Below are 18,297 nucleotides of genomic sequence, written 5' to 3' on the forward strand. Positions count from 1 at the left end.
AGCCGTAGCGACGGCTACGGCTTTCGCTCCAGCTCTCCGAGCCCGGCTGCAAATCCGCCATCATCCGCAGCCCCTGGTGCAATATGCGGGCTAGCCCCGCCCATTCCACCAGGGCGGAAGCGATCCTTCGGCGGTATCACACGAACAGGTCGATGGCCCGATCCGGCGGCAGGGTGCGGATCATGGCCAGCGACGCCGCCTCGTCCTCCGGCAGCTCGTCGTCGATTCCGGCCACGGCACCCCGCGCAGCCTGGCCTTCAGCATCGGCGCGTTCGCGCTGCTCGGCCAGCGAACGATCCGAGACGTCCACGTTCACCAGTGCCACGCCCTGACTCTGGAACATGTCGCGCAGCCTCGGCAGGGCCGCTTCCAGCGCCTCGCGGACCACGGCATGCTGGGCAGTGAAGTTCACCTGGGCCTGATCCTGGTGCATCTGCACCCGTACCTCGATGGGACCCAAATGCGGCGGGTTCAGCCGGATCTCGGCCCCCTGGAGGTTCCGGTTCACCATCCACAGCACACGCTCGCCGACGGCCTGGTCCCAGCCGCTCTGCTGGAAGGGCACCGTGACCTGGGTGCTCGGCAGGGCCGTCGCGGTCGCTGCCGGAGCGGCCTGGGGGGCCTGGGCTGCCGGGGCGGTCATCGGGGCCGCGGTGGCCGGCAGGCTGGCCGCGACATCCGGCGTATCGGCCGGTGCAAGGGCGGTGGGCTGCAGGCTGGCACGGGTCTGCAGCAACTGCTCCATGCGCACCATCAGGCGCTCCGCAGCCGGCCGGAACTCGCCCGCTCGGGGCAGGACCTGCTGCAGCGAGGCCACCGCCTGCCGCACGGCGATGGTCACTGCATCCCCGCCCTTGCCAGCCTCGGCGGCCAACTCGGAAACGATCTCGCCGACCCGTCCACGCAGCCCGGACGGCCCCGCCTCGCGATCGAACCGGCGCAGCAGCGCCGCCAGTCGCTGCTCCAGGGCCTCGCCTGCCGTCGCGGCCACGGTCGCTCCGGGCTGCTCCCTGTTCAGGGGCACGGGTTCCTGCTGCGGCGGCACGGCCAGAAGCAGGGTCAGCAGTTCCGGCAAGGGCTTGCCGTCGGCAACCGGCGGGTCCTCGCCCATGGCCGCCGCCACCGCCTTTGCAGGCGCGCCGGACGGCGTCGCCGTGGTCGCCTCGGGTGCACCGGCCTGGCCATTCAGGATATCGGAAAAATCCGACTCATCTCTTGAAGATTCAGTAATCTGAAGCGATTTTCCCGAATCCGGTGAAGAGCTGGCCGCGACCGGTGCAGGTGTCGGTGCGGGGGCGGGCATCAGTTCCGGCATGAGTGCTTCTCCTGAGCGGGTTGCTTACGGAGAGAAAAGGAGCAAGGGCCGTGCCAGCCCATGTCCAGCAGCGGATTGCCGAGGCGCGAGGCAGTCGGCTCAGCTGTCGTCCCGGCGCCGGCGATGGGACTGAAGGGCGCGCTCGTCGCTGTCGGCCTGTTCGCGCCGATCGCGGTCACGTGCCTCTTCGCGTTGATAGCGTGCCATGACCTTGCCCAGGGCCTCCGAGCGCGAGCGCCGCTGCAGCCACTGCCGGCGCCGGGCCTCGCAGGCCTGCTCGGCCTCGGCAACCGACTTTTGCTGCTGCTCGATGGCCGCGTTGAGCCGGCCCAGGAAGGCATGGAAGTTCTGCAACTCGCGGGCGTGCACACCGTTGCCGCCGCGGGCCTCGAAGCTGCGGGCATACTCGTCGCGATAGGCGATCAACTGGTCGAGCTTGCCACGCTCGGTGGCCAGCCGATCCAGCTCGCGTCCGAGCGCGCGCGCGGCATCCTGCTCCCGATGCTCGGCGACCTGCTTGACCGGCTTCATGCGCTTGGAACGACTCATGCGTCCGGCCCCGTCTGGCTCCCGTCACCGGGACTCATGCCTCGCCCCCCGGCTGCATGGCGTTGCCGAGCAGGCGCTCGAGATCGTCCAGGCTCTCCACCAGCGGCACCTGTTCGTGCATGTCCTGGGCAAGGAAATCCATCAGTGCGGGATGGAAGCGTATGGCCTCGTCCACGCGGGGATCGGAACCGGCCTGGTAGGCGCCCACACTGATCAGGTCGCGGTGGCGCTCGTAGGTGGCATAGAGTTCGCGGAAGCGGCGCGCGGCGGCCAGATGGCGCGGATCGGTGATCTCGGTCATGGCGCGGCTGATGGAGGCCTCGATATCGATGGCCGGATAGTGGCCGGACTCGGCCAGCCGCCGCGACAGCACGATGTGGCCATCGAGAATGGCGCGGGCCGCGTCGGCGATAGGATCGTTCTGGTCGTCGCCCTCGGCCAGCACCGTGTAGAAGGCCGTGATGGATCCACCGCCGACGTCGCCGTTGCCGGCGCGCTCCACCAGCTGCGGCAGCCGCGCGAACACCGACGGCGGATAACCCTTGGTGGCCGGCGGCTCGCCGATGGCCAGCGCGATCTCCCGCTGGGCCTGGGCATAACGGGTCAGGGAATCCATCAGCAGCAGCACCTGCAGGCCCCGGTCACGGAAATGTTCGGCGATGGCGGTCGCCATCTGCGCGCCATGCAGGCGCATGAGCGGCGAGGTATCGGCCGGCGTGGCCACCACCACGGATCGCGCCAGTCCCTCCTCGCCGAGATTGTTCTGCACGAACTCCACCACTTCCCGGCCACGTTCGCCGACCAGCCCGACCACGATGACATCGGCGTTGGTGAAGCGGGTCATCATGCTCAGCAGCACGCTCTTGCCCACGCCGGAGCCGGCAAACAGCCCCATGCGCTGGCCGCGGCCGACACTGAGCAGGGCGTTGATGGCGCGCACGCCGACATCCAGCGGCTCCCGAATCGGCCGCCGGGCCATGGGATTGATCTGCCGACCCGACAGCGGAACGCGCTCCGTGGTCCGCAGCGGTCCCTTGCCGTCCAGCGGCCGGCCAGCGCCGTCGATGACACGGCCCAGCAGCATGTCACCCACCGGCGCCTCGCAGGCGCGGCGAGTGGGAATGACACGGGCGCTGGGGGCCAGGCCACGCAGGTCGCCGGTCGGCATCAGGTACAGGCGGTCCCCGGAAAAACCCACCACCTCGGCCTCGATGCGACTGTTGTCAGGATTGACCACCTCGCAGCGGCTGCCGATCGCGGCCTGGCAACCCTCCGCTTCCAGGGTCAGGCCCACCATGCGCGTGAGCCGTCCCTCGACCACCAGCGGGAGGGGTTCCTGCGCGCGCTGCAGGTAGGGTTGCAGTCGCTGGCGCCAGCGGGCATTGCGATCGGCTTCGGGCAGTCGCAGGCCGGCCTGGCTCACGCCTCGTCACTCCCGCGCTCGCCGCCCATCACCCGGGCGATGACGGCATTGAGCCGGTTCTCGACGGTGGCATCGATCTGCGAGCGCTGGCTCTGCACCCGGCAACCGCCGCGTGTCATCAGCGGATCCTCGACGATCTGCCAGCCCTGTTCCTGTTCGTTCACCGACAGCGTCTCGCGCACCAGCGCGGCATCTTCCGGGTGAAGGTGCACCTGGATCCGGCCCTCCGCCACCGGCAGCTGCGACACTGCCTCGCGCACCACGCCCAGCACCTCGCCGGGATCGGTCTTCAGCTCGCGGCGGACCAGGTGGCGGGCCACGGTCAGCGCCAGGGTGACCAGTTCCTGCTCCACCGTCTCGTCGAGCTTCTCCAGCGGCCGGGCCAGGGTCTGCATCAGGGCCTCGAACTCGCGCACCCGCGCGGTCAGCTCGCGCTGTCCCGCCTCCATGCCCTCGCGCCGGCCCTGCTCGAAACCCTCGGCGTACGCGGCCTTCTGGATTTCCTCGAGCTGGCTCGCGGTCAGCGGCCCGCCGGCACAATCACCGGTGTCGCCGTCGGACACCTCGGGCAGATGCCAGTGCTCGACCGCAACGCCTTCGTCGTCCCCGCGCAGGATGCGGTTGCCGGACTTCATGCCGCCCTCCACGCTTCAGCCGGCATCACACGAACTCCTCGGCACCCTTGCCGCCGAGCATGATGTCGCCGGCCTCGGCCATGCGCCGGGCGATGGAGAGGATTTCCTTCTGCGCCGCCTCGACCTCGGACAGGCGCACCGGCCCCTTGGCCTCCAGGTCGTCGCGCAGCATCTCGGACGCGCGCTTGGACATGTTCTTGAAGATCTTTTCCTTGACCGCATCGTCGGCGCCCTTGAGCGCGATGATGAGGGTGTCGGAGGACACCTCGCGCAGCAGCGCCTGGATGCCCTGGTCGTCGACCTCGGCGAGGTTGTCGAACACGAACATCAGGTCCTGTATCTGCTGGCCCAGCTCGGCATCGTTGTCCTTGATCATTTCCATGATCTCGGCCTCGATCGAGCTGTCGACGAAGTTTAGGATGTCCGCCGCCGACTTGACGCCGCCGACGCCCGAGGACTTGACGTTGTTCTGGTTGCCGCTGAACTGGCGCTCGAGGATGTCGTCCAGCTCCTGCAGCGCGGAGGGCTGGATGCCGTCCAGGGTGGCGATACGCAGCAGTACGTCCACCCGCACCCGCTCCGGCAGGAAGCTGATGACCTCGGCGGCGTGATCGGCATCCAGATAGGACAGCACGATGGCCATGATCTGGGGATGCTCGAGGCGGATGATCTCGGCCACGGCACGCGCATCCATCCACTTCAGCTGCTCCAGCCCCTTGGTATTGCGGCCCAGCAGGATACGATCGATCATGCTGGACGCCTTCTCCTCGCCCAGGGCATCGATCATCACCTTGCGGATATATTCCTCGGAGCCGACACCGAGGGCGGTCTGGTGGGCGACCGCTTCACTGAAGTCGGTCATCACCTCGACCACCTGCTCGCTGGTCACGTTGGTCATCGCCGCCATGGCGGCACCGACCTTCTGCACCTCCTTTGGCCCCATGTGCTTGAGGATCTCGGAGGCGGCATCCTCGCCCAGCGACAGCAGAAAGATCGCCGCGCGCTCGGTGCCGGAGAGCTTGCCCGGTGCCTCAGCCATCGTCACTCACCCAGTTCTTCATCAGCTGCGCCACCCGCTTGGGATCTTCCTTGACCATGTTGCGCGCCATGGCCACATGGTCCTCGTGACTGGGTCCGGCCAGCGCAGCGCCGCCATCCGGAGCGGCGAGCTGCGCCTGACCCTCCTCGCCGCCTTCAGGGAGCTGGGCGGCCGCAGCGGCCGCGGCGGCGAGTGCCTCACGCTCGGCGGCACCGCGCTCGGCCAGGTTGCGCATCACCGGCTTGATGACACCGAAGATGAGGATCAGCACGCCCAGGGCCCCGATCGCCTGCTTGGCGACATTCCACACCCAAGGCTGCTCCAGCAAACCGGGCTCGGGCAGCGGCTCCACCTCGGGCGGCGGCTGGAAGGACTGGTTGATCACCTGCACGCTGTCGCCCCGCTGGGCGTTGAAGCCGATGGCCTCCTTGATCAGGGTGGTGAACTTGGCGATCTCCTCATCGCTCCAGGGCGCGCGCACCGGCTTGCCGTCGGCGTCGAGGGTCTGCTTGTCGTCGATCACCACCGCCACCGACAGCCGGCGCACCGACCCGGTGGCCAGCCGGGTGTGGCTGATGGTCTTGTCCAGCTCGTAGTTGCGGGTGGCGCGCCGGCTGCTGTTGCCGCCGACCCCGGCTGCGCCTTCGCTCAGGGCATCGGCTGCCACGCCGGGCGCAACGCCCCCGCCCGGAGGCTGGTTGGACAGCGCGCCGGGCACACCCACCGCGGCACCGCCGCTGCCGTTCTGTTCCTCGATCACCTGCTCGCTGCGCAGCGCCGGCAGGTCGGGGTTGTAGCTTTCCTGGGTCTTCTCGACCTGGGTGAAGTCCAGCTCCGCGGCGACCTTGGCGCGCACGCCGGCGCTGCCGACCAAGGGCTCGAGCAGGTTCTCGATGCGCCGGGCGTAGGTCTGCTCCAGCTTGCGGTTGTAGGCGAACTGGGTGGAGGTCATGCCGAAGCCGCTGTCGTCGCGGGTGGACAGCAGGTTGCCGGCCTGGTCGACCACGGTGACATCGTTGGCGGTCAGGCGCGGCACGCTGGAGGCCACCAGGTGCACGATGGCCGCCACCTGATCGTCGCTCAGCGTACGTCCCGAATACAGGTTCATCACCACCGAGGCGCTGGGCTTCTCCTGCCGGCGCAGGAACACGGAACGCTTGGGAATGGCGAGATGCACCCGGGCCTCGCGCACGTGCTGCAGGGTGGCGATGGTGCGGCTCAGCTCCCCTTCCAACGCATGCTGGTAGCGGGCGGTCTCGATGAACTGGCTGGTGCCGAAGCCCTGGTCCTCCGACAACAGCTCGAATCCGGCGCCGCTGCCCTTGGGCAGGCCGTCGGCGGCCAGCTTGAGCCGCGCCTCGTGCACCTGGGCCGCCGGCACCATGAGCGCGCCGGTGGCCGTGTCGATCTTGTACGGGATGCCCGACTTCTGCAGCGCGCCCATCACCTGGCTGGCATCCCGCTCCGACAGGTTGCCGTACAGCAGGCTGTAGGTGGGCTGCTGCGACCAGAGCACGATGGCCACGCCCAGCGCGACACTGGCGGCCAGCCCGATCAGCAGGCCGACCTGGCGCATGGGCGTGAGCCCGGCAAAGCCGTGTACCGTTTCCGCTTGTACCAGTGCCATGATCTCGCTCGCTCTCGCTCAGGGGGACTTACATGCTCATGTTCATGACTTGCTGGTAGGCCTCCACCAGCTTGTTGCGCACCTGGGTCATGGCCTGGAAGGACACGCTCGCCTTCTGCAACTGCACCATCACGTCGGTGAGATCCACGTTCGGATCGCCCTTGGCGAAGGCGTTGGCCATGGCGCCGGCGGCCTTCTTCTGTTCGTTGACTTGGTTGATGGACTGTGCCAGCAGGGCGGCAAAGTCCGCCCCCTGCTTGTCCGCGGCCGGCGCCGGCTTGCCGCCGGCCTGGGCCGTGGCCGCCATTGCCCGCATCTGGTCAAGTAGCTGATTGACGTCGATTTCGCTCATCTCGAACTCCTGTTCCGGGTGCCTGCCGGCGGCCGCGGCGGAAACGCGCCGCCAACCGCTTGCTGATGCAGTTTCGGGGCCAGTTCCTCAGCGCGGGACCTGGATGCCCGCCTCGCGCATCCGCGCCAGCTTGTAGCGCAGGGTGCGCGGGCTGATGCCGAGCTGCTCGGCGGCGGCCTTGCGGCTGTCGGTACTGGCCAGCGCGGCCAGGATCAGCCGGTGTTCCCGGCTGCGCAGGTCCTCGCCGAGGCGCTCGCCGCGCCCGGTGTCGGGCGCTTCGATGTGGCCGGCCCCAAGACCTTCGACGCCACCCAGGGCCTCGGCCTCGAAATGCAGGTCGCCGGCCTCGATGCAGTCCCCGCTCATCAGGATGATGGCGCGCTGCAGCACATTCTCCAGCTCGCGCACATTGCCGGGCCAGGCATGCGCCAGCAGCCGGGCCTCGGCGTCGGGGCACAGCGCCGGCACCGGCCGACCGGCCGGCGTGTGGCGCGCGAGCAATTGCCGGGCCAGCGGCAGGATGTCGGCCGGGCGCTCGCGCAGCGGGCGCAGGTGCAGGGGAAAGACGTTGAGGCGATAGAACAGGTCCTCGCGGAAGCGGCCGGCGGCCACTGCCTCGCGCATGACGCGATTGGAAGTGGCCAGCACGCGCACGTCGAGGCGGATGGTTTCCTTGCCGCCGAGGCGCTCGACCTCGCGCTCCTGCAGCACCCGCAGCAGCTTGGCCTGCAGGCCGAGATCCATTTCCGAGATTTCGTCGAGCAGCAGGGTGCCGCCCTGGGCCTGCTCGAACTTGCCGGCGCGGCTCTGGTAGGCGCCGGTGAAGGCACCCTTTTCGTAGCCGAACAGCACCGCCTCCAGCATGTTCTCGGGAATCGCCGCGCAGTTGATGGCGACGAAGGGACCCTCGCGACGATCGGAATGGTCATGGATGTAACGGGCGAAGACCTCCTTGCCGGTGCCGGACTCGCCGGTGATCATCACCGTGGCGTCGGTCTCGGCCACGCGCTCGGCCAGCGCCGCCAGCGACCGGGTATGGGCGTCCTCGGCCACCAGGCCGGCATCACTGTCCGTGGCCCGCGGCAGGTAGCGGTTCACCATGTCCACCAGCACCTCGGCCTCGAAGGGCTTGAGCAGGTAGTCGGACGCGCCCAGGCGCATGGCCTCCACGGCCTTCTGTACCGTGCCGTAGGCAGTCATCAGCACCACCGGCAGATGCGGCTGGCGACTGCGGATCTGCCGGAGCAGGCGGTGGCCGTCCAGCTCCGGCATCTGCACATCGCTGACCACCATGCCGATCGGCTCGCGCGCCAGGATCTCCAGCGCGCTGCGGCCATCGCCCGCCGCGCGCGCCGGAATGCCGGCCAGCTCCAGGGTGTCGCACAGGGCCTCGCTCAGCGAAGGGTCGTCTTCGACGATCAGAACGGCTGCGGAATCTTGCATCATCGGGCTCCTTGGGAGAGTCGACCGGCCGTGTGCGCCGCAAGCGGCGCCATGCCGGTGGTGGAATCGGTGGGCAGGGGTTCGGCCGCCGCGCGCGGCAGGCGGATCTCGAAGCGGGCGCCGGTCTCGGCCGGCCGCACACGGATACGGCCGCCATGGGCCTCCACCGTGTTGCGCACCACGGCCAGCCCCAGGCCGGTGCCTTCGCTCCGGGTGGTGTAGAAGGGCTCGAATACGCGCTCGCGATCGGCCTCGGCGATGCCGGGACCGTTGTCGGCCACTTCCAGAATCAGAAAACCCGCGTCATCGCCTGCCGTGACCTCGATGGCATCGGCACCGGCCTGCAGAGCGTTCTCGACCAGGTTGGCCAGCGCCGCCCCCAGCATGTCCACACTGCCGGGCAATACGAATTCGGCCAGCGCGTCGGGCAAGCGGCAGCGCAGGCATGCCCCGGCGGCGGCGAGTGCGGCCTCGCTGCGCGCCGCCAGCGTCGCGACCAGATCCTGCAGGGCAAAACCGCCCTGCGCCACCTCGCCGCCCCGGGCGAAGGCGAGCATGTCATTGACCAGGCGTTCCAGATGACGCAGGCGCTCGACCAGCTTGTTGCGGAAACGCGCCTGGCGCGCGGCATCGAGGCGGGCGTGACCGAGCTGACCGGCATAGAGCAGCGCGGCGGACAGCGGGGTACGGATCTGGTGGGCCAGCCCGGCGGCCATCTCGCCGATGGCGCTCAGGCGCTGCTGCCTTTCCAGCGCCTCCTCGAGCTGGCGCTGTTCCGTGACATCGGTGAGCAGCAGGATGCAGCCGTCGCCCTGGGCCAGGTCGCGCCGCGCCATGCTCACCCGGCGGCCGTCGGCCAGCGCCAGTTCGTTGCCGCGCAGCCGCGCGCCCCGGACCGACAGTACCCGCTGCCAGACCTGGCCGGTCAGCTCGCCGCCGAACCAGACGCGGGCGGCGGCATTGGCCTCGCGGATACGGCCGTCGCCATCGATGTGCAGCACCGCGCCGGGCAAGGTCGCCAGCAGCGTCTCCAGCCTGTCGGCCAGCGCCAGGCGCTCGGAGCGGGTCGCCGCCAGTTCCTCCGCCAGTGCCGCGGCCCGCTGCTCCAGGTCCCGGTAGGAAGACTCCAGTGCCGCGGACATGCGGTTGAACGCCAGGAAGGCGTCGGCGAGGGTCTGGGCATTCGGCTGTTCGGCCTGGTTCATCGGCGATCCCGGTCGTTGCGGTTCGTCTCGCTGGCGGCAACGGCTTGCCAGCGGCATGCCGGTGGCAAAGCAGCAAACGTGCCAGAAATCGGGAAGTCTTTCTAATCAACCAGTTGGGAATGAAGGAAGCGGCAGGCGTCAATCTGCCGACGGAAAATCGCCGCATTGGGAGCCGGGGCCGCGACGGAAAAGCGAAGACATGAAAAGCGCCACTGAATCCACGGAATCCGCGAAAAGGAAAAGAATGTCAGTGGGTCGCATGCCTGTCCCGTAGCCCGTATGCAGGCCGAAGGCCGAAATCCGGGGAGAGCCGGAACAGCCTCCGGATTACGCTGCGCTCCATCCGGGCTACACGACTGAAGGAAAAAGATCAAAAGCGCTACTGAATCCACGGAACCCGCGAAAAGGTAGTAGTGCGCAAGGGCATGTCGCACGACCGAAACGGCCGTGGATGCGGTGGATTCCGTGGCCATCGACGCAAAAATAAAAGGCGCCACCGAATCCAATCGAACCCGCGAGAATGATAAAGAACGCAACCGCAGGACTGGTAGGATGGGCAAAGGCGCGCAGCGACGTGCCCATCAGCATCCCGTGACCGTCATGATGGGCACGGCCCTTCGGGCCTTTGCCCATCCTGCAAATTCTGAATCCACGAAACCCGCGAAAGAGCAAAGAGCGAAACGGCGCGCCAGGCAACCCGTGACTGCCGTGGATGCGGTGGATTCGGTGGCCATGACAATGGCGGGAAAAAGCCCGGGCCGGGCCCGGGCGGAGTTCAGGCGTTGGCGCGCTGCAGGCCGTACTTGCGCAGCTTCTCGACCAGCGTGGTGCGGCGCATGCCGAGCCGCTTGGCGGCATGGGCCACCACGCCGTCGGCATCGTCCAGCGCCTGCTTGATGAAGCTCTGTTCGAGATTGCTCAGGTGTTCCTTGAGATCGATGCCGCCGCGCGGCAGGCGCGGCTCCTGGTACTCGATGGGGGTGGGGTTGAGCACCAGCTGATCCTCGGCCGCCTTCTTGGCCCTGGCCTCGGCCAGCGCATCCTCGGTCTGGAACTTCTCCGGCAGCTCGGCCACGTCCACCACGCCGAAGGGATAGAGGATGGCCAGCCGCTCGATCAGGTTGGCCAGCTCGCGCACGTTGCCCGGCCAGGTGTACTGGCACAGCGACATGACGGCGGCGGAGGTCAGGCGCACCGAGCCGCGCTTCTCGTGCTCGATGCGGCGGATGAGTTCGTTGACCAGCAGCGGGATGTCCTCCACCCGCTCGCGCAGCGGGGGCATCTCGATGGGGAAGACGTTCAGGCGATAGAAGAGATCCTCGCGGAACTTGCCTTCCTTCACCGCCTCCTCGAGGTTGCGGTGGGTGGCGGCAATGATGCGGACATTGGCCTCGATGCTCTTGTTGCTGCCCACCCGCTCGAAGGTGCGCTCCTGCAGCACGCGCAACAGCTTGACCTGCATGGGCAGGCTCATGTCGCCGATCTCGTCGAGGAACAGGGTGCCGCCCTCTGCCATCTCGAAGCGGCCCTGGCGGGCGGAGATGGCGCCAGTGAAGGCACCCTTCTCGTGACCGAACAGCTCGGATTCGAGCAGATCCCCCGGAATGGCGCCGCAGTTGATGGGCACGAAGGGCTTGTCACGACGCGCGGAGTAGTAGTGGAGGTTGCGCGCCACCACCTCCTTGCCGGTGCCGGACTCGCCGAGGATGAGCACGGTGGCGTCGGAATCCGCCACCTGCTGGATGTGCTTGCGCACCGTCTGGATGGCGCGGGAGCTGCCGACCAGGCTGCGGAACAGATCCACCGGGCGCTGGCGGCCGGCGGCCTGATGGGATTCGCGGTAGACCTCGGCCTGGTGCAGGGCGTTGGTCAACTGGCTGTAGCGCGGTGGCATTTCGACGCGACCCAGGATAGCCGAGCCGGCATCGATGGCCACTGTCGGCTCCTTGCCCTTCTCGGCCAGCAGGAAGATGGGCAAATGGGGGTCGAAGTCGTGAATCTGCTGCAACAGGCGCTCGAGCTGGGTGTCGGTCTCGCAACCGCCGACCAGCACCGCCAGCAGTGCCTCGGGCTTGCCTGCCGCTTCCTGCCAGGCCTCGCAGCCCGCGACGATCTCCGCGTCGCGATCGATGAATTCGAGCACCGCCCGCAACTGCTGCGCGCGCTCCCCGTCTGCCTCGATGATGAGTACCTTGCCATCCAGCGACATGAGTCGTCCTCCCGGGTCGACCATTGTCCGAGCGTGCGCTGCGGGGGTGTAGCCAGGGCCGGACGCGCCGGCGCATCCGCCGCTCGGTTCGTTTCTTTAGGTAGGGTAGGAGGAAGTTAAACACCCTTTTCCGGAAATGTCAAAATTCCGGCGGGCCAGGAAGTGGAAAATCAGGCTGTTGGATGCCGAATCCGCTGCATCGGCGGCCGCATCCAGGCATCGCGCAACCGGCGGTTCTGTTTGCGGGTGCACGACACGGGCTGGCGCCACCCGGCCGGATGGCGGCCGCCGGCCAGGATCGGGCCAGCGCGACAAGCGGGCGGTCACCGCGCGAGTGTCTGCACGGCCGCGTAGGCATCGCGTCCGCGGCGGCCGCTGGCCAGGCGTCCCAGATCCGCCGCCAGGGCATCGCGCCGGGCGCCGGCGCGGGCGAGGATCCGCCGGTCGCGGGCGATCAGTTTCTCGATCACCGCACGAACGGCAACCGCTTCCGCGGGATCGACGGCCGCCAACGCCCTTTCGAGCAGGGGCCGCCGCCGCGCCTCCAGCGCCGCCACCTTGTCCCAGTCTTCCGCGTCGGCGGCCGCCTCCATCCCGGCCGTGAGCGCCAGCGCGGCCGAAAGCGGCGCCTCCTCAGGCACCGGCCGAAACCGCCGGCCCGTCGGCCTGGCCGTCGCCGCGCATCTCGGTGGGGATGGCGTCCCAGGCCGACTTGATCTCGCGCAGCAGGCCCGCGACCTCGTCGAGAATGGCCGTGTCATCGCGCAGGTTGGCTTCGACCAGGCGCCGGCTCATGTAGTCGTAGAGTTCATCGAGATTGCGCGCGATGTCGCCGCCCCGCTCCTTGTCCAGGCTGGCCTGAAGGCCCTCGATGACCGATATCGCCAGGCCGATGTGGCGCCCCTTCTCGGCCACGTTGCCCAGTTCCATGAAACCGCGGGCGCGAGCCACCTTCTCCAGAGCGCCTTCCAGCAGCAACTGGACAATGCGATGGGGGCTGGCGCTCATCACCTCGGAAGCGGTACCGATGCGCGCATACTGCTGTGCCTTGCCCATGGGCGTGTAGGTCATGATCTCTGTCCTCTATCCTCTGCAGGATACTTGCGGATTGCGACAACCGGCCCCGGCGCGGTCGGGCGCCGGGCCGCCGGACTCACTTCTGCGACCCGCCGGGGGTCAGCTTTGCCAGTGAACTCAACTGCTGGGCGAGAAACTGGCTGGTCGAATTCAGTTGCGCCACCAGCGCATCCATGGCGTTGAACTGCCGGAACAGCCGCGCCTCCAGCGCCTGCATCCTCGCCTCCAGGCGCTCGCGGTCCTCGTTGATGTCCTCGATGCGGTCGTTCAGGCCGTCGATCCGGGTTTCCAGCAGGCCGTCATCGTCGAGCAACTGGTCCAGCAGGGTATCGAGCCGGTCGGCATAGCCGCGGGTGAAGGTGAGGTTGCCGCGCGCCCCGATGGCGCCGCCGTTGACCTGTATCTCCAGGCCGTTGGCCGTGAGCTTCTGGCCGGAACCCGCGCCGGCGACACCGCCGATGCTGCCCGCCACGTCCTGGCCCGCCGTGCCGGCACCCGTCGAAAGCCCCAGGGTCGCCGTGGTGTTGGTGTCCACCGCGGTGATCTCCACGCCGGAGGCGCTGCCGTAACGCGAGGAGGTGATGACGAGCTGGTTGCTCGCGTTCACCGTCACCGCCACGCTCACCCCGGCGTCCGCCAGGGCGCTGGCCCCGTTGATGCGGTTCTGGATCTCCTGGGCCAGCTCGGCGTTGGAGGCGTAGGTCTTCCGGGTCAGAGTGATGGTGCCGGCGTCCACGCCGTCCACCTTGATGGCAAAGGTGTCGTTGCTGGCATCCACCGTCAGCGAGCCGATGGCGCTGCCGGCGGTCAGGGCGCCCTGGGTCGCCAGGGCAGTCACATCGATGGCGTATTCTCCCGGCGCCACGTCCTCGTCCGCGCTCAGATACTCGATGGCGGCATCGCTTGGCGTGCCCACGGCGGCAAAGAGCTTCACCACCTGGTCCAGGTCGCTCGAAAGCGCGGCATCCAGCTTGCTCGAATCCAGAGACAGGGTGCCGTCGCGCTCGCTGACGATGCCGATGGCGGCCAGGGAATCGTAGGTTCCGGTCAGGTATTCCACCCGGTCGGAGATGATGTTGCGCAACTGCCCGGTGATGATCCTCAGGCTGGCATCGCCGTTCAGCACGCCCGCCGTCTCCGTCTCCGCATCGTAGGAGGTCATGGCGTCGATGGTCTGTATCAGCTCGTTGTAGCTGTTGACGAACCCGGTGATCTGGCTGGCGATCTCGCCCGTGTTGAGGCTGATCTCCATGCTGCTGGGGCTGCCGGGCGCTGCCTTGCGGAGGTCGAGCGTGACACCGGGAATGGCCGTCACCTGGTTGCTGTCGCTGTAGAGGGTAAGGCCATCGACCACCACCTCGGCATCCTGCCCCGCCACGGTCTGGACCATGTTGGTGGCGCCGTTGGCCAGCGCCAGGCGCGAGAGGCCGGCGCCGTCGGTATCGTTGCCGTCGTCGTCGGCCACGGTGATTTCTAGATTGTTGGCCGCCCCCGTGTCCTCGACGCTCAGCAACAGCCTGTATGAATTGCTGCCCGAGCCGTCGTCCACGATGGTGGCGCGCACGCCGATGTCGGCATCGTTGATGGTGTCGCGCACCTCCTCCAGGGTGCTGCCCGCGGCGATGCTGACCGTCTTGATGGCCTTGTCCGGGTCGGCGGTGAAGCTGTAGCTGCCGTCGCCGTATCCCGTGCCGTCGGCATAGCCGGAGGCCGTGCCGAACTTGAAAGTGAGGGTGCCGCCGCCGACCACGTCGCTCAGCGAGCCGAACTCGCCGGCGCGGGTGGCCAGGCTCTGGGCGGCAGCCAGTTGCCGCACCTCGACCGACATCTTGCCGGTCGGCGCCGTGCTGGTCACGCTGGCGGAAAACAGGCTCTCGTCACCCACGCTCACGGTGCGCTGGCGGAAGCCGCTCAGGCTCCTGAGCGAGGAAAAGGAACTCTGAAAGGAGGCCAGCGCGCTCTTGAGGCTGCCCAGGGCGGACAGGCGCGCCTGTATGTCCGCTTCCTTCACATTCAGCCGACCCTCCACGGGCTGCCGCTCCGCCGCGACCAGGCCGCTGACGATGCCGGACACATCGAGGCCGGAACCGATGCCGGGGGATGTCAGGGTTGCCATCAGGCCCTCCTGTGTTGAACCCGATGCAAGGAATGCAAGATGGATGCCCGTTCAGGCCTCGGTGGAGAGGAGCAGCCCCTGCTGCGCCGAGCGCGCCGCCTCGAGACGCCGCGCCAGGGCCAGGGCCTCCTCCGAGGGGATCTGCCGCACCACCTCCTCGGTTTCGGCATCGACCACCTTGACCACCAGCCGGTCCGTGGTCTCGTCGATGCTGAACTCGAGATTGCGGCGCACCATCTGCACCTGCTCCTGCAGGCGGACCACGGCCCGGTCCAGCGCCTCGGCCGTGGCCTCCTCCAGCTCTGGCCGCCGCGCACCGTCATCCGGCCGGTCCGACCCTGCCAGCCGCGACAGGCGCCCCGGCTCCGGAACGGCCGGCGCCGGACCGCGCACGCCGGCACTCCCCGCGGCCTGGGCCTGCGGGGGACTGCCGGGCAAGGCGATGAGCATGGAAGTCATTCAGACACCCTCCTCGCGCCGACGGCGCCCGCCGCCTTCCCTGGCAGCGGCATCGGCGCCTTGCGTCGCCGCTTACTGCAGGAGCTGCAGCGCGAGCTGGGGCACCGCATTGGCCTGGGCCAGCATGGCCACGCCGGCCTGCTGCAGGATCTGCATCCGGGTCATGTTGGCCGTCTCGGCCGCGAAGTCCGTGTCCCGGATCCGCGAGCGCGCGGCCGACAGGTTCTCGGACGTGGTCTGCAGGTTGGCGATGGTGGTCTCCACCCGGTTCTGGACGGCACCCAGCCTGGCGCGGGAGCTGTTGATGGTATCCAGCGCCGCATCCACCGCCAGGATCGCCGCGTTGGCGCCGGACACGTCCGAGATATCCACGGCGGAGATGGAGCCCGTGGCGCTCACGGTGGCCGAACCGAAACCGAGCAGGGCCTGGCCTGAATTGAAGGTGATGTTGTCGCTGGACTGCAGTGTCACCTGCCCTTTGAAGGTCAGGTTCTGAGTTACGGAACCACTATCATCGCCAGCCGTTTCCGCCGCAAGGGGGTTGCTACTGAATACCGTAGCCAAGGTACCACTAGACCCCGCTGCAGTGGTGTTGTCATTAAAAGCTATGGTTTCCGAAACCACGATATCGCGCCCGTCGTCTGCCTGCAACTGGAGCGCTCCAGCCGAGGTGATGGTCGCGGTAATACCGGTGTCGAACTGCTTGCTGTTGATGGCATCGACCGCCGCCTGCATGCTGATGGTGTTGGTCGTACCGTCCAGCGTGGTCCCGCTGAAGATCTGCTCGCCGTTGATGGTCAGGGTATAGGAGAGCGTATCCGTAGCTCCAAACGTAATACCGCTGGCATCCAGGAAATTGTCTGCGCTGGCCTCGGCAAAGGTCTGGGTGTTGTCAGCGACTGCTGTCACGCCGGCGATGTTGCTGTCGTTGATGGCCCGGGCCTTGGCATAGGCGCTGGTATCACCCTGATAGGTCAGGTTGGCACCGACATAATCCACTGAGTCGTTGACGGGTTTACCATTGATCTGCAGATTCCCGCCGGAGATGGCGTTGCCGTCGACGCCAGTATAATTCTGGGCATCAGACTGCAGGGTAGTGGCTGCGAAACCACCGCCTGCCCCGGCAGCCGTACCCGCGGAATAACTCTGATCACTGCTGGCATTCACATAGGCGCCGATATCGTCGGTGCGCATGCTGTCCACGCTGACGCTGAGGGTCTGGTTGGCGTTGGCGCCCACCTGGAACTGCTGGGCGGTGAAGGTGCCATCCAGCAGCTTGAGGCCGTTGAACTCGGTGGTGGTGGAGATGCGGTCCAGCTCCTCGACGAGCTGGTTGACCTCTTCCTGCAGGGCGGCGCGGTCGGAGGCCGAGTTGGTGGAGTTGGCCGACTGGATCGCCAGCTCGCGGATGCGCTGCAGGATGTCGGTGGCCGACGACATGGCGCCCTCGGCGGTCTGGGCCAGGGAGATGGCGTCGTTGGCGTTGCGCGCCGCCTGGTTCAGGCCGCGGATCTGTGCGCTCATGCGCTCGGAAATGGCCAGGCCGGCGGCGTCGTCCTTGGCGCTGTTGATGCGCAGGCCCGAGGACAGGCGCTGGATGGAAGTCGCCAGGGAGGTCTGGCTGCGGGTCAGGTTGCGCTGGGCGTTCAGCGACATGACGTTGGTATTGATGACCTGAGGCATGATCTGCTCTCCTCGTTTTCGTGCCCGGTCAGCGGCTTGCGCGATCCGGGTCTTGAACCTTGACGGATATGCCCGTGCGGACATTCACCGTCCCCGACTGTGTCAACGGCCGCCCGAGGCAAAACTTTAACCCGCGTATTGCACCTCAGGGGTGGGGATGACGGCGGCTCCGGGAAAACGGCAGGCCGGATCAGGCCCGAAGGGCCGTGATCCAACGGGCGCGGGCCAGTTCCATCCCGCGCGAGGGGATGCGGAATCAGAGGAAGTTGAACAGCGAGAGGCCGCTGACCTTGACGTAGGCCTGCTGGGCGGCCTGGAGAACAACCATCTGGCGGTTGAGTTCGGTGGCGGCCTCGGCGATGTCGAGGTCCTCGATGCGGGAGCGCGTCTCGCGCAGCCGCACCAGGAAGCCCTCGTTGACATCCTGTTCCCGGTCCAGGGCGTTGAGCCGGGCGCCGACCCGGGCGCGGGTTGCCAGCACGCGCTCCAGGGCGTTGTCGATCTCGGTGAGGCTGTTTCCGCCGGGATTGTCGGCGTCGAGATCGGCGGCGAGCCGGTAGAGGCTGGTGAACACATCCTGATAGGCGGTGCCGGTGGCGTCCGGCACCTTCATGAAGACCTCCAGCCCGGAGTCGCTGTCGGCGACGCGCCTCGAGCTGCCCACCTGCAGGCTGCGCTGACCCTGGTCGCCGGCGTAGGCGAAGCTGCCCCCGCCATTGTCGACGAAGGGCCGGGTGCCGGTCCGGGTGCCGGCGAACAGGTAGTCGCCGTTGCCGTCGCGGGTGTTGGCCAACGCGAGCAGCTCGTCGAGCAGTTCCCGGATCTCGACCGCGACAGCCTGCCGGTCTTGTGCGGTGAGGGTATCATTGAGTCCCTGCACGGTCAGTTCGCGCGCCCGTTGCAACAGGTTGTCGACATTGCCGAGCACGGTATCTTCCAGCTCCAGGCGATTGCGCGCGGCCAGGATGTTTTGCTGGAACTGCTCGGTGCGCGCTATGGCCTCGGAAAGCCCGACCACCTGGGCGGCCGCGGTGGGATCGTCCGAGGGATCGAGAAAGCGCCGGCCGGTGGAGAGCTGCATCTGGCTTTCGAACACCCTTTGCTGCTGTTCCAGCATGGCGTCGACGCCGCCCTGGTAGAAGGTCGCGGAAGAGAGTCGGATCAT

At 67.8% G+C, this 18,297-nt stretch carries 16 protein-coding genes; all 16 read right to left on the reverse strand.

All coding sequences use genetic code 11. From position 1 onward, the window contains the following. Window positions 1-136: 136 nt before the first annotated feature. Window positions 137-1,111 (reverse strand): flagellar hook-length control protein FliK, encoded by a 975-nt coding sequence (locus MVF76_RS00120; RefSeq protein ID WP_297526443.1) that lies wholly within the window; start codon window positions 1,109-1,111, stop codon window positions 137-139. Window positions 1,112-1,414: 303 nt separating this feature from the next. Further along, entirely contained in the window at window positions 1,415-1,864 is a 450-nt protein-coding gene (gene fliJ / locus MVF76_RS00125; RefSeq protein WP_297526445.1) for a flagellar export protein FliJ, read from the reverse strand. A gap of 34 nt (window positions 1,865-1,898) precedes the next feature. After that, on the reverse strand, window positions 1,899-3,287 hold the full coding sequence (gene fliI / locus MVF76_RS00130) for a flagellar protein export ATPase FliI (protein WP_317622904.1): 1,389 nt from the start codon (window positions 3,285-3,287) through the stop codon (window positions 1,899-1,901). Continuing rightward, window positions 3,284-3,922: a flagellar assembly protein FliH gene (locus MVF76_RS00135; RefSeq protein ID WP_297526447.1), complete on the reverse strand. Its 639-nt coding sequence runs from the start codon at window positions 3,920-3,922 to the stop codon at window positions 3,284-3,286. Before MVF76_RS00135 ends, fliI begins: the two co-directional genes overlap by 4 nt. Window positions 3,923-3,947: 25 nt before the next feature. After that, a complete protein-coding gene (fliG, locus tag MVF76_RS00140; protein WP_297526449.1) occupies window positions 3,948-4,961 on the reverse strand; it encodes a flagellar motor switch protein FliG in 1,014 nt (337 codons plus the stop codon). Continuing rightward, complete coding sequence (fliF, locus tag MVF76_RS00145; protein ID WP_297526451.1) at window positions 4,954-6,588, reverse strand: flagellar basal-body MS-ring/collar protein FliF; 1,635 nt, start codon at window positions 6,586-6,588, stop codon at window positions 4,954-4,956. The genes fliG and fliF overlap by 8 nt, the downstream gene beginning before the upstream one ends. Before the next feature lie 28 nt (window positions 6,589-6,616). Beyond that, window positions 6,617-6,940: a flagellar hook-basal body complex protein FliE gene (fliE, locus tag MVF76_RS00150; RefSeq protein WP_297526453.1), complete on the reverse strand. Its 324-nt coding sequence runs from the start codon at window positions 6,938-6,940 to the stop codon at window positions 6,617-6,619. An 87-nt stretch (window positions 6,941-7,027) separates the two neighbouring features. Beyond that, on the reverse strand, window positions 7,028-8,383 hold the full coding sequence (locus tag MVF76_RS00155) for a sigma-54-dependent transcriptional regulator (protein WP_297526589.1): 1,356 nt from the start codon (window positions 8,381-8,383) through the stop codon (window positions 7,028-7,030). Beyond that, window positions 8,383-9,588, reverse strand: a complete 1,206-nt coding sequence (locus tag MVF76_RS00160) for a sensor histidine kinase (protein ID WP_297526455.1) — start codon at window positions 9,586-9,588, stop codon at window positions 8,383-8,385. Before MVF76_RS00160 ends, MVF76_RS00155 begins: the two co-directional genes overlap by 1 nt. Before the next feature lie 775 nt (window positions 9,589-10,363). Beyond that, a complete protein-coding gene (locus MVF76_RS00165) occupies window positions 10,364-11,797 on the reverse strand; it encodes a sigma-54 dependent transcriptional regulator (RefSeq protein ID WP_297526457.1) in 1,434 nt (477 codons plus the stop codon). A 323-nt stretch (window positions 11,798-12,120) separates the two neighbouring features. Then, window positions 12,121-12,438, reverse strand: a complete 318-nt coding sequence (locus MVF76_RS00170) for a flagellar protein FliT (protein WP_297526459.1) — start codon at window positions 12,436-12,438, stop codon at window positions 12,121-12,123. Further along, entirely contained in the window at window positions 12,431-12,868 is a 438-nt protein-coding gene (fliS, locus tag MVF76_RS00175; protein WP_297526461.1) for a flagellar export chaperone FliS, read from the reverse strand. Before fliS ends, MVF76_RS00170 begins: the two co-directional genes overlap by 8 nt. Window positions 12,869-12,950: 82 nt before the next feature. After that, window positions 12,951-14,990 (reverse strand): flagellar filament capping protein FliD, encoded by a 2,040-nt coding sequence (gene fliD, locus MVF76_RS00180; RefSeq protein ID WP_297526463.1) that lies wholly within the window; start codon window positions 14,988-14,990, stop codon window positions 12,951-12,953. 51 nt (window positions 14,991-15,041) lie between these two features. Beyond that, the gene (locus MVF76_RS00185) at window positions 15,042-15,449 is read right to left on the reverse strand and encodes a flagellar protein FlaG (protein WP_297526465.1); all 408 of its coding nucleotides are present in this window, start codon (window positions 15,447-15,449) and stop codon (window positions 15,042-15,044) included. A 72-nt stretch (window positions 15,450-15,521) separates the two neighbouring features. Further along, window positions 15,522-17,132 carry a flagellin N-terminal helical domain-containing protein gene (locus MVF76_RS00190; RefSeq protein WP_297526467.1) on the reverse strand — a complete coding sequence of 537 codons (1,611 nt, stop codon included), beginning with the start codon at window positions 17,130-17,132 and terminating at the stop codon, window positions 15,522-15,524. A gap of 256 nt (window positions 17,133-17,388) precedes the next feature. Further along, the gene (flgL, locus tag MVF76_RS00195) at window positions 17,389-18,297 is read right to left on the reverse strand and encodes a flagellar hook-associated protein FlgL (protein ID WP_297526469.1); all 909 of its coding nucleotides are present in this window, start codon (window positions 18,295-18,297) and stop codon (window positions 17,389-17,391) included.

Source organism: Thiohalobacter sp. (genome assembly GCF_027000115.1).
Lineage (GTDB): Bacteria > Pseudomonadota > Gammaproteobacteria > Thiohalobacterales > Thiohalobacteraceae > JALTON01.